The sequence below is a fragment of the Microbacter margulisiae genome (assembly GCF_014192515.1).
Taxonomy (GTDB): Bacteria; Bacteroidota; Bacteroidia; order Bacteroidales; family Paludibacteraceae; genus Microbacter; species Microbacter margulisiae.
Map to the genome: position 1 here is coordinate 335,656 of NZ_JACHYB010000001.1, position 13,960 is coordinate 349,615.

Annotated in this window: 8 protein-coding genes, 1 tRNA gene and 1 pseudogene; 4 read left to right on the forward strand and 6 right to left on the reverse strand. The window is 38.8% G+C overall.

Translation table 11 applies throughout. The features are described from left to right. Positions 1 to 7: 7 nt before the first annotated feature. Positions 8 to 676 carry a flavin reductase gene (locus FHX64_RS01475; RefSeq protein ID WP_183412084.1) on the reverse strand — a complete coding sequence of 223 codons (669 nt, stop codon included), beginning with the start codon at positions 674 to 676 and terminating at the stop codon, positions 8 to 10. A gap of 398 nt (positions 677 to 1,074) precedes the next feature. Between FHX64_RS01475 and FHX64_RS01480 the strand changes: the two genes are divergently transcribed. From FHX64_RS01480 to asnB, 3 genes and pseudogenes are all read left to right on the forward strand, one after another. Next, positions 1,075 to 2,688, forward strand: coding sequence for an ABC1 kinase family protein (locus FHX64_RS01480; protein WP_246392266.1), 1,614 nt, complete (start codon positions 1,075 to 1,077; stop codon positions 2,686 to 2,688). Positions 2,689 to 2,839: 151 nt separating this feature from the next. Continuing rightward, positions 2,840 to 3,958: pseudogene (locus tag FHX64_RS01485) on the forward strand (MFS transporter); the annotation flags it as partial. 840 nt (positions 3,959 to 4,798) lie between these two features. Then, on the forward strand, positions 4,799 to 6,481 hold the full coding sequence (gene asnB / locus FHX64_RS01490) for an asparagine synthase B (protein WP_183412087.1): 1,683 nt from the start codon (positions 4,799 to 4,801) through the stop codon (positions 6,479 to 6,481). 119 nt (positions 6,482 to 6,600) lie between these two features. Here the strand turns inward: asnB and FHX64_RS01495 are convergent, their stop codons facing one another. From FHX64_RS01495 to FHX64_RS01505, 3 genes are all read right to left on the reverse strand, one after another. Beyond that, positions 6,601 to 7,854: an ammonium transporter gene (locus FHX64_RS01495; RefSeq protein WP_246392268.1), complete on the reverse strand. Its 1,254-nt coding sequence runs from the start codon at positions 7,852 to 7,854 to the stop codon at positions 6,601 to 6,603. A gap of 773 nt (positions 7,855 to 8,627) precedes the next feature. After that, positions 8,628 to 9,638: a YncE family protein gene (locus FHX64_RS01500; protein WP_183412088.1), complete on the reverse strand. Its 1,011-nt coding sequence runs from the start codon at positions 9,636 to 9,638 to the stop codon at positions 8,628 to 8,630. A 77-nt stretch (positions 9,639 to 9,715) separates the two neighbouring features. Beyond that, a complete protein-coding gene (locus FHX64_RS01505) occupies positions 9,716 to 10,408 on the reverse strand; it encodes a DNA alkylation repair protein (RefSeq protein WP_183412089.1) in 693 nt (230 codons plus the stop codon). Between the two features lie 100 nt (positions 10,409 to 10,508). Between FHX64_RS01505 and FHX64_RS01510 the strand changes: the two genes are divergently transcribed. Then, a tRNA-His gene (locus tag FHX64_RS01510) sits at positions 10,509 to 10,584 on the forward strand. A 58-nt stretch (positions 10,585 to 10,642) separates the two neighbouring features. Here the strand turns inward: FHX64_RS01510 and FHX64_RS01515 are convergent. Next, positions 10,643 to 12,112, reverse strand: a complete 1,470-nt coding sequence (locus tag FHX64_RS01515) for a DUF5723 family protein (protein WP_183412090.1) — start codon at positions 12,110 to 12,112, stop codon at positions 10,643 to 10,645. Between the two features lie 30 nt (positions 12,113 to 12,142). Next, positions 12,143 to 13,783: a hypothetical protein gene (locus tag FHX64_RS01520; RefSeq protein ID WP_183412091.1), complete on the reverse strand. Its 1,641-nt coding sequence runs from the start codon at positions 13,781 to 13,783 to the stop codon at positions 12,143 to 12,145. Between the last annotated feature and the right edge of the window lie 177 nt (positions 13,784 to 13,960).

Sequence of the window (13,960 nt, forward strand, 5' to 3'; positions counted from 1 at the left end):
CGTGGTCTTATATTTTTTCAAACATATCTTTGGTTGCGCCACAAACAGGGCATCCCCAATCGTCATCCAATGCTTCAAAAGGTATGTCGTGTTCGCTGTCGTCATATTCATACCCACAAATTGGGCAACGGTATTTGGTTGGTTCCATTGTTTTTTGTTTTTTTAAAGGGTTTATATAAGTAGGTGCATTGGCTGGAGAAACGCCTTTTTTGACTTTTCTGTAATAATCATATGTGATTGGATCTGATTCACTATCAAGTAGATTTGCCTCCAATACTTCGCAAAGAAATATCAAATGAGTACCGGCATCAATCGTTTCTTTCACTTTACATTCAAGCGTTGCGATGGCATCGGATAACAGCACTGGGACATCATTTATCCCGTAACGAACATTGAATCTTTTGAGCTTATCTATTTCTCGACCGCTTTTATAACCAAAGATGCTGATCACATCAGATGAAACATTTTGCGGAAGAACAGAAATAGCTAACATACCACTATCTGCGATAATTTCGGCAGAATAGTTTTTTTTATTGCATGTCACTGCAACCTGAACCGGATCAGAAGTTATCTGCATAATGGAATTAGATATAAATCCATTCCCTTTTTTCGAGTTACCGGAGCAAACGGCGTAAACTCCATAAGAAATTTTTAAAAGCGCATCGTAATCAATCATGTTGCTATGAATTTAGTAAGTAAACCTATACCTGCATTGATGATATAACGCAAAGATAGCATAAAAAGGGATGGAAGCACGATAACTTTTAAGAATAATTGTTGGCATCTGTCATTCCTGAATAAACTTCTGCATATATGCGCAATCGGTTCTAAAAACTAAAAATGAACCAGTAAAATTCTGGATTTCGGATAATTTTGTGTGTTTGTTTTTCAAAAAATACGACAAGAATTAATACGTAGCCATTTCTGTAGTATAAAGAGTGGCGTTCGCTGAAAAATAGTATCTTTGCACAATATGATGCTGTTTGCAGGCATTACTAAAGATTACTGTTTATACCTTCGTGTGATATGAAAATATTTCGTTTATACAGCAATTTATTGCAATTTTTTAGGGCAATGCAAATTGTCAAAATCTTGCTAAAACATGCTATGCGCGAATGGTTTTACCGGTCGCGTTTAGGACGCAGCTATTTACGCCATCAGATGCGTCGTCACCCGAAGGCACAGTTACAGGTACATACAACCCCGGAACGGGTAAGGATTACGATTGAAGAACTTGGTCCCACATATATAAAATTTGGGCAAATTTTGGCTGACCGGCCTGATATGATTTCCGAACGTTTCCGGTTGGAATTAAAAAAACTCCAATCTACAGCCTATCCTTTTGATGATAGTACAGCTATCAAACTGATTCAGGATGAATTGGGAGCTGTCCTCGAGGCGGTATTCGCTGAGTTCGATACCCATTGTTTGGCAGCAGCATCTATTGGTCAGGTATATCAGGCCAGATTGGTCACAGGCGAAGAAGTCGTGGTCAAGATTCAACGCCCTCATATTGAGAAAAAGATCCGGTTAGATCTCTACCTGATGCATTACATTGCCAAACAGTTTGTCAAAAACTATCCCGAACTGGCAGCAATCAATGTAGTGGGTTTTATTGATGAGTTCGAAGATAAAATTCACAGAGAATTGGATTATACTCAGGAAGCAGCCAATATTCGCCGTTTTGAATTTATGTTTCAAAATGATTCAACGGTACATATCCCGAAAGTATTTACACAATATACCACACATCGATTGCTGGTGATGGAGAAAATCACCGGCATTACGCCCGACCATTTGGATAAACTCAAAGAGGGAGGATATGATATGCACCAGATTGCGGTTAATGGCGCAAATATCCTCCTTAAAATGATTCTGGAAGAAGGATTCTTCCATGCAGATCCCCATCCAGGCAATTTATTCATTCTTCCGGGGAACGTGATTGGAATGATAGATTTTGGAATGGTTGGCGTGTTGCGCCCTCGCGAAATGAATTTTCTGGCCCAATTCAGTGTGGGATTGGTGCGTCAGGATGCCCGTGCTATTGCATCGGCTCTGCTTACTTTATGTGATGTAAAATTTTATGACCGAACAGAAGATTTAGAATTTAGCCTCGACCAATTACTTAAGCAATACCGTCATTTAAGTATCGAAGAGATTGATTTTTCAAAGATGGTACAGGATTGCCTTAATGTGGTTATTTCTTTCAAATTGAAAATTCCTTCAGGCATCTTTATGCTGGCAAAGGCTGTTGCTTCCCTGGAAAAATTTGCAGGACAACTTGATCCGACCATATCAATCACTCCATTAATATTGCCTTATGCCAAAAATCTGGTAATGCAGCGCTACACCCCGAGAAAGATAGCGTCAAGCATTTATGATACGCTGATGGATTATGTGACGTTAATAAATACATTGCCGGGAAGCGTCAATGAAATCCTTTATAAATTAAAAGAGGGAACGGTACACCATCAGGTTCATATTGACGATCAGAATCCAGTCACCAGAGTATTGCGATTGATTGGATCGAGGGTCACAGCGGCATTGTTGATTATCGGTGTTTTTGTTGGCTCTTCCATTATGATAATCAATACGCCGGAACGTCCATATGGCCTTTTTGCCCTCTATTTTTCATCAGTTTTGATTTTGCTCCTATTAATTAAAGTGCTTTTTGGCCGCAAGAAATAAAACCCATAGATAAAATTATACATTTCCAACCCTTTTATTTTCTTTTAATTAGTACTTCAAAAACAAATTTATTATGACAGAAGCAATTCAGAAATCTCTCAGAGAATCTCCAATCGCACGCTGGACCGCTATGTTTGTCGTTTCTATGTCCATGTTTGGAGCTTATTATTTCAACTATGCAGGTTCCTCAGTGAAACCTATTCTCGAAACAGCTCTTGGATGGACAAGTAATGATATCGGTTTATATACGGGATCATACGGCTGGTTCAATGTTTTCTTTTTAATGTTGATATTCAGCGGTATAATTCTTGACAAACTTGGTATCAGAGTGACAGGCTTAGCGGCTACGGCTTTCATGGTAGTCGGAACTGCCCTCAATTATTGGGCAATGACCTCGTTATCATCGGCTGCTATGATTACCCTCCCTTTATTTGGTTATATAAAAACACAAGTCATCATCTCATGCTTGGGTTTTGCAATATTTGGTGTTGGTAGTGAAGCGACAGGGATAACGCTTTCCAAGGCCATTGTAAAATGGTTTAAAGGGAAAGAAATGGCGCTCGCTATGGGCTTACAGATGTCGATTGCCCGCTTGGGAACTGCGTTGGCTTTGGCTATTTCTTTACCACTTGCTATCAAATTCTCGTACAGTACTCCAATCTTGTTAGCTTTCATCCTGATGTTAATCGGCCTGATTGCTTTCATTACTTACATCGTATTGGATAAGAAGCTGGATGCTTCTGAGAAGAATTTAGTAGTGGAGGAAGAAGAACCATTCCGCATTAAAGATATAATATCGATCATTACGAATAAAGCATTCTGGTACATTGCCATTCTTTGTGTATTGTTCTATGGAGCTGTGTTCCCATTTTTATATTATGCTCCTGATTTTGTGATTAATAAATATCATGTTTCTTCTCAGTTTGCAGGTTTTATTCCAATGCTGCTTCCGTTTGGAACAATATTTTTAACGCCATTATTCGGAGGTATTTATGACAAAAAAGGAAAAGGCGCTACTATCATGATTGTAGGAGCAATTTTATTGCTGATTGTACATAGCTTTCTCGCTGTTCCATTCCTGAATTATTGGTTGTTTGCTGCCGTTATGGTTATCATTTTAGGAATTGCATTTTCGTTGGTTCCTTCTGCTATGTGGCCATCTGTACCAAAAATTATTCCTGAAAAAAAACTAGGAACAGCATACGCAGTTATTTTCTATATTCAGAATATCGGCTTAGTGGTCATTCCAATGCTTCTAGGAGTCGTTTTGACTGCATCCAATCCAAATGTATCTCCCAACAAAGCACTGATAAAATCTTCCATTGAACAAAGCTTTAATAAAGTTTTGGCTACAAATCAAATCACTTACAAACCCAGTGACCTGAGTGATGCCATTGACAAAACAACCGAAAATGTAGTGGATTCTATTGTACAAACTACCTTTTATACTCCTGCTCCTCAAAATGAGGTTGACACCGCAGCTTTAGCAAATAATATCGTTACAAATAATCTTATCGCTGCAAAACAACTTTCGTTGAACAATGGAAGCAAAAATTCCCTGCTTGCTATGGGTAATGCATTTTCGAAAGCAACATATCCGATCATCAAAAATGAAAAACTGAATATCACATACAATTATGAGAATGATATTCTCCTGTTTGTCTTGTTAGGTCTTTTATCTGTTGTTGTTGGCTTCCTACTGAAACTCGAAGACAAGAAAAAAGGATATGGATTAGAGAGCCCCAATATGAAATAGTTTTCATAGAGAGTTTTGTTTTGATAAGCCCTGCAATACGTAGGGCTTTTTTTATTTCACAAGGGGTTCCGAAAAAAAATGTTTCAATAAAATGCATCACCCCCTGTTTTTTATCAGGGGGAATATCTGGAATGGTTATTTTTATCTTGTACACCCGCTTATAAAGCACACCTTATTCTTGATTTTAAAAGTAACAAAATGTATTTAAAAAGAAGAACAATAGAGCAAAGTGTAATTTATAATCTTTTTTTTCAATCATTTTTGTCCGAATATTGACTATTTTGTTTACATTTGCATCTTTGATTGACTTAGAGACAATTCTCTTTGCAAGTTTATAATTAGCATTTAAATAATATGTGTGGATTTGTTGGAGTATTTGATTTGAAAGTGCCGTCGCAAACATTGCGACCACAAGTGCTCAAGATGTCTAAAAAGATTCGTCACCGCGGTCCTGATTGGTCTGGAATTTATTGCAGTGACGAAGCAATCTTGTCACACGAACGCCTGTCCATCGTTGATGTGGAATCAGGTAAACAACCTCTTTATAGTAAGGATGGTAATTTAATATTAGCCGTTAACGGAGAAATTTATAATCATCTTGATATTAGAAAGCGCTATGAAGGAAAATATGAATTTATGACCAAATCGGACTGTGAGGTTATCCTTGCATTGTATGACGATAAAGGTCCTGATTTTCTGGAAGAGCTTAACGGTATTTTTGCGTTTTGCCTGTATGATAAAGCCAATGATGTATACATGGTTGGACGCGACCATATTGGAATCATCCCCCTGTATATGGGATGGGACAAACTAGGTAATTTTTATGTTGCCTCAGAAATGAAAGCCCTTGAGAACTATTGTAATAAAGTTGATTTATTTCCTCCGGGGCATTATCTTTACAGTCCTGACGGAGAAGTTAAAGCCTGGTACAAGCGGGATTGGATGGATTATGACGCTGTGAAAGATAACACAACGAACATTGATGCATTACGTAAAGCATTAGAAGATGCAGTTCATCGCCAGCTTATGTCTGATGTTCCGTATGGGGTATTACTGTCAGGAGGCTTAGATTCATCCATTATTTCGGCTGTTGCTAAAAAATATGCCTCCAAACGTATTGAAAGCGAAGATAGAAACGATGATGCATGGTGGCCTCAACTTCATTCATTCGCAGTAGGCCTGGCAGGATCTCCCGATTTGGTAGCTGCACGGAAAGTAGCCGAACACATCGGATCCATCCACCACGAAATCCATTTCACCATCGAAGAAGGATTGGACGCTGTCAGTGATGTCATTTATCATCTGGAAACCTATGACGTTACAACAGTACGAGCTTCTACACCAATGTACCTGATGGCCCGTGTTATCAAATCAATGGGAGTAAAAATGGTGCTCTCCGGTGAAGGGGCTGACGAAATTTTCGGTGGCTATCTCTATTTCCATAAAGCGCCAAATGCTCAGGCATTTCATGAGGAAACAGTCCGGAAAATCAGCAAGCTTCACCTTTATGATTGTTTGCGGGCAAACAAATCATTGGCTGCGTGGGGTGTTGAAGGACGCGTGCCTTTTCTCGACAAAGAATTTATGGATGTTGCCATGCGCCTGAACCCAAAAGATAAAATGGCAGGTAACGGCAAAATGGAGAAATGGGTTCTGCGTAAAGCCTTTGAAGATTACCTCCCGGAATCCGTTGTATGGAGACAAAAGGAACAATTCTCGGATGGCGTCGGATATAGCTGGATTGATACATTGAAAGCACGCGCTGAAGAAAAAGTAAGCGATCAGGAATTACAAAATGCCAAATACCGTTTCCCGATTAATCCACCGATGACTAAGGAAGAATATCTTTACCGCAGCATTTTTAGCGAATACTTCCCTTCTGACTCTGCTGCAGCGACGGTTCCTTCCGTACCCTCAGTTGCCTGTAGTACACCGGCAGCATTAGAGTGGGACGAAAGCTTCAAAAACAATGCCGATCCTTCAGGTCGCTCTGTTATTTCGGTACACAACGACGCAATCCAGAAAGATAAAAAATAATGCCGTAATTTTTTTTACTATACACGAAAAGAGGGGAGCCTGACGACTCCCCTCTTTTTTTCAATCGAAAATCAATCAATTAAATCAATAAGGATCATGCCACATATGTTGTAAAAGCATTACAAATTACGGGCCGTTTCACCATGCAAGCACATATCCAAGCCAACCTCCTGTGTGGTAACAGGCACTTTAACCGGAATAAATTTATTGATTACTTTGAAAATAAGTAATGTAAAGAAAAACGCATAACCAACAGCGAGCAAAATTGCAACAGCTTCTTTTAATAACAACATACCATTACCACCCATCAACAGTCCGTCTGGAATCGACGGATTGATGGTTGATGAAGCAAATAATCCAAGACAAAGTGTACCTATCACACCGCCCATGCCGTGGATACCCCATACATCGAGAGCATCATCCCATCCTTTGTATTCTTTAAAACGTACAGCAAGAAAACATCCGAATGCAGCAATAATACCGATTATGGCTGCTGACGAGATGGATACATATCCTGCCGCCGGAGTAATAGTGGCCAAACCAGCAACTGAACCAGTCATCAATCCGATAAAAGTCGGCTTTTTGTTCCCTGTATGCCATTCAAGGATAAGCCAGGTAACAGCAGCAAATGAAGCTGCCATATCAGTATTCACAAATGCCGATATAGTTATCGCATTCAGGGCAAGTTCGCTACCGGCATTAAATCCATACCAGCCAAACCATAATAGAGCTGTGCCGATAGCAACCAGTGGTATATTATTAGGATCAGTTTTCTGATGGCGTTTCCCAACAAAATAAACCGATGCCAACGCTGCAAATCCTGCCGTGGCGTGTACCGTAATCCCCCCTGCAAAATCAAATACTCCCCAATGAGCAAGAAGTCCTCCGCCCCAAACCATATGAACAAACGGATAATAAACGAAAATCTGCCAAAAAATCAAAAAGTAGATGTAGGCCTTGAATGAAACCCGATTGATGAATGCTCCGGTAATCAGTGCTGGTGTAATGATGGCAAACATCATCTGATAGGCAATAAACAAATACTCAGGAAAACGTTTATCGGGAGAGAAAAGCGTGGAAGGAGTGACTCCGTGATAAAAAACTTTGTTGAAGTTTCCTATGATCCCGTAAAAATCATTCCCTTGTGCCATATTTCCACTAAAGCACAAAGAATAGCCAAACGCAAACCAGATTACCGAAGTAACCCCCATTGAAACGAAACTTTGCATCATAATATTGAGGATACTTTTCTTGTCGCCAAGTCCTCCATAGAAAAATGCAAGTCCTGGCGTCATTAGCATCACCAGACTGGTGGCTAAAACCATAAACGTAGTGAGTCCTGTGTCAAACATACCTTTTTTCTTTTTGTCCAAGTAAAGATTTTTGTCACTGCAAAGGTATAAATTTTTCCAGTAAAACAATCAAAAATGCATCATTCTTGCATTTTTACATTACTTATTTATGGGTACAACACGAAAAATATACCATTTTGAAAGCAAACGCCCCACAAAACAACACATGTTGGTTTTATAATATAAATATGGTTTTTACGATTTCCTGCAAGGATGGACAATTATTCTTCCTGAGCCTTTTGAAGGATAGACAAGAGTAAATTTGATATCACAGCAGGCCTGCAAGTCTTCTTAAATATTCATCATAACAGTTGCCGTAAGAGTGCAGTTACAAGAATACACTCATATATAATTAACTGTTTATCAAAACACTAATTATCGAAAGACTATACTGGATTTTCATTGTTCCCGATAAAAACATGACTTCTGAAACAACTACCAATATGAAAGTGGAAAAATATTACTAGCTAAGAATGGTTCCATAAAAACAAAAACAAACTTTATATAGGGTGTTTTTTAATGGGTGATTTTAATTTTTATTATTGCTTTTATAGTCGTTGGTATATCAAGTGGAGGGTATAAATATAAAAAAGTAGTGAATATAAAGCTATCTCTGATTTTATCTTTTTATTACGTCCTGAGTTTTACGTTATGACGCGGAGCCATATTAATATGTTCTTGGCAATGGTCAGTCATTGCATGGCATAATCACAAATTACCCCGAAGACATAATAATACGTCTGCGGGGCATAAAATAAACAATGAATATGGATGCAATTAATTTTTTTTTCGTGTTACGGAGCTACAACTAAAACATGAAATGTACCCGGCTTTACTGGTCGTCTGCCCTGCCCTGGTTCCAATTCAGCAACAGACAGGTAGAGTCGTCCTGTTTTCGGATTAACAGCAATCGTGCGCGCTCCTGTTTGAGTTGGAAAATTATTCAACACCCTGAAAAGATTTGGGGTTTCTTCCTGCACTACAGTAATTGTTCCTTCTCCGTTGGAAGAAATGATCCGTTTATACAAAGGATCATAGGCCACTCCATCACAGCGTGATCCGATAGGAAGTGTTGCAATCACTTTACCGGCAACAGCATCAGAAACAATCATCTTTTTATTTCTGCATACCGAGAACAATCTTTCATGGGCTACATCAATGGCCAACCCGGAAGGTTCTTCGCCAGGGGCAATAGACCATTCTTTTTCGATACTCCATTTGGTTGCATTAATTCTAACAAGGGTGCTTTTGGATTCAATATTCACAAAAACATGTCCATGTGCATCGGTTTGGGCAAATTCAGGATTTCCCGGCAAAGTAATGGTGGTGACGATGGCACCTGTCCTTCCATTGATAACTGTTGCATTTGAACTTCTTCCGTTGAATGTCAAAACACAATGTGAAAACGGGTCATATAGAATGGCATCCGGATTTTTCCCGGTTACCTGAATTTTTCCGATGGTTTTTAATGTAGAAAGATCAAATACCGTGACAGATGAATCTTGACCATCAGAAATAAACCCTTTGTTAAGATCATAGGCGAACGTGATACCATGCACACCTGGTGTGTTTGGAATGATGGCAATAGCTTTGTTGGTTTTTAAGTCCACAACATTTACCTGATCAGCATGTGACACAAACAAACGGCTGTGCTGTGTATCAACCGCAAGATAATCCCACCATCCGGATCCCGGAACTGCAATGCGTTGCGTCAATTTATAAACCACATTTCCTGCCTGCATGGACAGACCCGACAACAACAGGCACGTCAATAATATGACTCCTGAAAATCCATTTTTTTTCATACATGTTAGTTTTAGTGTTTTTGAATAAAGAACTGGTATCATTTGTTTTTCTGAATATACCGGGGTAAATATCTCAACTACAAATCAAATTGATAACATAAAATTGTTGAGACTTCTTCAAAGATATATCGTTCGGAGAGATGTGAGGAGTCTTTGAATTTTCCGATTTGCCGAAGGATTCTCTGTGCCGATTTCCTGTCTATACCTCCTCTTTTCTTCAAATACAATGCCACAGCCCAATAGATTTCGTAAGCAGTATCTTTTTTTACTGCAAGAGTCTGTTCGTCGATCCTGGAAAGTGCATCAGAAGAGAGTTGTTCAATGCAATAGGCAGCAGTGATAAGCGCAGTACTTTGTTGCCAGGAATCATCAGACTGAATCCATACAGCAATCATAGCCTCTGCATCCGGTGCCTTTGAAAAAAGATTCCTTGCTGCCTGTTCCGCCAACTCAATGTTATTAATATCTTTCATCCAAAGCCTGGCTTTCGACAGGTCCATCATTTCCGACGGGTAAAGAATAGTCGCCAGTAGCATTGTTTCGCGAATTTTTTCTTCCCATAACCGTTGTGCCAGTGCAGCCTCATGCGGTAATATCTGACTCATCTGCTTAAGATCAGGCATTGAAACTCCGTAGTTTTTAGCATAACGGATGCCTTTGCTTTCGATACTTTCAGAAACAACTCCGTTTTTATGAAGGTAGATACTTCTTTTAATGTGAGCTAATTGATGGTCGATATTTGCAGGAAAAACGCTGGATAAAAATGTCATATATAAACAAGATTGGATTCAACATACGAAAGTACGGGATTTTTTTGTGAAAAAGCTTGCTTCATTTCAATATTTATCGTACTTTTGCACCGTTAAAAATGGTGGTTGTAGCTCAGTTGGTTAGAGTAGTGGATTGTGGTTCCATTGGTCGTGGGTTCGAGTCCCATCTACCACCCGTAAAAAAGAGTAGTCGTTTCCCGCTACTCTTTTTTTTATCCCCCCATTCTATGCTAATTAATTTAAAAGTGGACTTGCATTGATTGACGGTTGATCTTTTTCCTCTTCCTTCTGTTGCTCTTCCTGTTGTTTTTGGCTCATTTTATGTAATTGGGCTTTGGTTTTATGACCAAAAGTAAGTGCTATGCCGAGCTGGAAGTTCATATATTTCGACTTGATTGGATAACCATCTTTCGAAAAATAGAGCGGGACATAATCACTGCTTAAAATAAAATTTAGTGGACCGGCTATCAGATTTAGACCTAAACCAATGGTTCCCATATCGCCATTCAGAAATGAATAACTCAATGCTCCGTTAAACCAATAGACCGGGCGGAAATTAGCAGAAAGCGTTAGTTCGTCGTATGACAACGGACCTCCGAAAGAGTTTTGCCACAACATGCCAAATGCCATCTTATTGTCAAAGAGGCCATATTCTGCCCCAAGACGGAAACGCCCTTCGAGAGCAGTAGTGTAACCGGTACCATCTTTGGTGTAGATAAACGCATTTTTCACTGAGTCTGCCAGTTGTTGCCCAAATGAAGTATTATTGCTATTAAGGGTAACATTCATTCCCGAAAATGAGACATTATTAATCATTTGCGCTTCCCAGCTACTCCTTCTCCAATGAATAAATCCGATATCTGTCAATGCCGCAGAAATATGGAAATTATCCATCACAGCATAATTCATTCCAAGATCAAAGCCCATCCCAAAACCAACAATTTTCCCCCATCCGTGTTTATTTGTGTTACTGAAATCAGGTGTTCCATCACTGTTCTGAGCTATTTCAAAAGGCGCTGTGATGCGGGCTGTCCCATTTCCGGTCATCTGGATAATTTGCCTGTTGACATTTAGTTCAAACTGGCTGAATGATGCGTCGGCATGTAGCTGGCCAAACAATAGCTTTACCCTGCCTCCAACGCTTAATTGGTCGGTCACTTGCCTTGCATATCCGAAAGCAGTTTCAAGATAGGCAGTTTCATCGCTCCCAAGTGATTTGAGATTGAAGCTATTGGTGTTTATGGTGTCTGGCGTTCCTTTTAAAATAAGATTGAACAAATCTTTCGGAACATTGAGGTTGAAATTAGCATGTTCGCTCAAACCAAAAGTAAAATAATTCTGATTAAGTCTAAATCCCAATCCCAAAAGATTAATGCGATTTTGAAACGTTGCACTTGTCGTGCTATGGAGTGAATTCAAAAAAGCATCAGGGTTTGCATCCGGATGAAAAGCTGTAATGGTTTTCCCGTTATATGGCATTAATAAATCATCTAAAGTAAATGAATTGTCCCCTGCCATACCCGAAAGCCCTGATATAACGGGTAACTCAATATAAAAACTCTGAGTAGGGATGAATGACGGGTTCAACAGGGTACGCGAAGGTGCGTTTTCCATAAAATACAATGTATTTACTTGCGCTGACACGGCGTTACTTCCTACTCCAAGGATGATCAATAGTGCTATTATGAACAGAAGTGATTTCATAGTGATGAAATATTTATGATGTAACCCGGGCTAATTATTTAACGATAATCTTTTGATATACGCACTGACTTGGATTTTTATAAAGTCAGCAGTATTAAATGTAAGTGGTGATGTTATATCCTTTCCCAGTATCGTGTAGGTAAATTTGATATAGCTGGCATTTTTCAGATCGCTATATGAAAAAGGAATGGAAAAATTTTGCACCGCGTTGTCGCTTGATGTAGGCCTCCCGTTTGAGTCAACATTCGACGTAACTTTTAATACCACATTATATGCATTTCCAATCTGTTGATTTTGATTATCCATCAGGGTGGCCGTCACCTCAATTTGGGCAGAGGTATTGTTGGTAGCCGCAAGAAGCAGCTCGGTTTCCTGTGCGCTGTTTTTGTTCAGAAAATCATGCATTGACGATGGGATATCAAGCGTATCATGGATAATAATATCAGTTCCTGGATTGAACGCCAGTGGAATTGTAATCTGAGGATATACCTCGAAGGTGTCATTTGGTAGTATAAATTGATTGTTAACCACCGTATCTGTTCTTGTAAACCCAGAAATATTGAAAGAGATGGTATTAATACCGGGCAATGTAAAGAGTTGATCAATATGGCCGTTGCTTTTGTTAAAAGTCAGAGTATTACTTCCCCAGTTTCCCACTTTTTTAGCCATGTGGTATAAAGGAAATATCTTGGATGGTGATTCATTATCAAATGTTGCTGACAGTTTTTTATTCGGTTGGCTGGAATCGTAACTTTGAATGCTGTTTACTTTAAAATCCCAAGGTAAACGCGTATTAGTTTTCATTTCCAGGTTAATTTGAGGGTTGGAAAATGGCAAGGTACTGCTGGATGATAAATAATTATTTAAGAAACTCAAATCAATTGTTCCTGTTTGTGTTGCGCTAAATGAGAACTGTCCGTAAATAGCGTTGAAGTTCATATTTTTTAGAGTTATTGTAATTTCAAATGTGCTGTTACTGTTCACATAAACATTATTTGAAGGGGATAATTCTTGTAAACGCACCTGAACAGGAAATTTTCCATTGGCATTCGCTTTTGCAATAAAGTTTGAAAAGGTAACTGCCGTATTGTTCAATGAAGCCAGTGTTCCTGTCTGACTATAGGATGCTGGTTGTATTCCGGTAAATACACTTGGGTCAGGTGTAATGGTAAGCTGAAACTGATTGTTGTTAAAGTTAATATTACTGTTTACCGAAAATGCAAATTGTGCGCTCTGAACTGATATGCTATCGAGTTGCGTAATGTTTTGTGAAGAAAGCGATTTTAAATCAAATGAAAAATCTTCGGAAGTGGCCAAAATAGTATTGATCTGATCAGTTGAAGCATATCCTGTATGTCCTTTAAAATTAACCGATTGGGGTATGGGAACATCCTGAATGGAAGCATTCATATCGAAAGAGTAAGGAGTATCTGGATTATAAGTTACGATTAAATTTCCAGATCCGTCATACGAAAGATTAGTCGAATGGATGTAATCAAAAAATTGCTTGATAGTTACGGTTGAAGTAGCAACGGGGAAGATTAAGGCTCCATTCGTTCCTATTGTACCATCGACATTGCTCAAAGAGATGTCGTTCTGAACACATGATTGTAGCATAATTACAAAGACAATCATGGCAAACAATCCGTAGTGAAAATGATTTTTTGTCATGGGAGAAGAAGCTTTAGAATAAAATGATTTATGCCTTGACCAATGTAGTATAAAAATAAAATAAACGTAATATATGATTAAAAAATGGCGTCAAGATGCTATTGTAATAAATAAATTAGCGATATGAATGCTAAATATTGCTCTGAACTAAAGCATAAACACTAAATCAACTAACAT

Coding starts and splice junctions, on each gene's coding strand:
- FHX64_RS01500 (WP_183412088.1), bottom strand. CDS start 9,638: ATGAAAAAAAATGGATTTTCAGGAGTCATATTATTGACGTGCCTGTTG.
- FHX64_RS01475 (WP_183412084.1), bottom strand. CDS start 676: ATGATTGATTACGATGCGCTTTTAAAAATTTCTTATGGAGTTTACGCC.
- FHX64_RS01520 (WP_183412091.1), bottom strand. CDS start 13,783: ATGACAAAAAATCATTTTCACTACGGATTGTTTGCCATGATTGTCTTT.
- FHX64_RS01515 (WP_183412090.1), bottom strand. CDS start 12,112: ATGAAATCACTTCTGTTCATAATAGCACTATTGATCATCCTTGGAGTA.
- FHX64_RS01505 (WP_183412089.1), bottom strand. CDS start 10,408: ATGACATTTTTATCCAGCGTTTTTCCTGCAAATATCGACCATCAATTA.
- asnB (WP_183412087.1), top strand. CDS start 4,799: ATGTGTGGATTTGTTGGAGTATTTGATTTGAAAGTGCCGTCGCAAACA.
- FHX64_RS01480 (WP_246392266.1), top strand. CDS start 1,075: ATGCAAATTGTCAAAATCTTGCTAAAACATGCTATGCGCGAATGGTTT.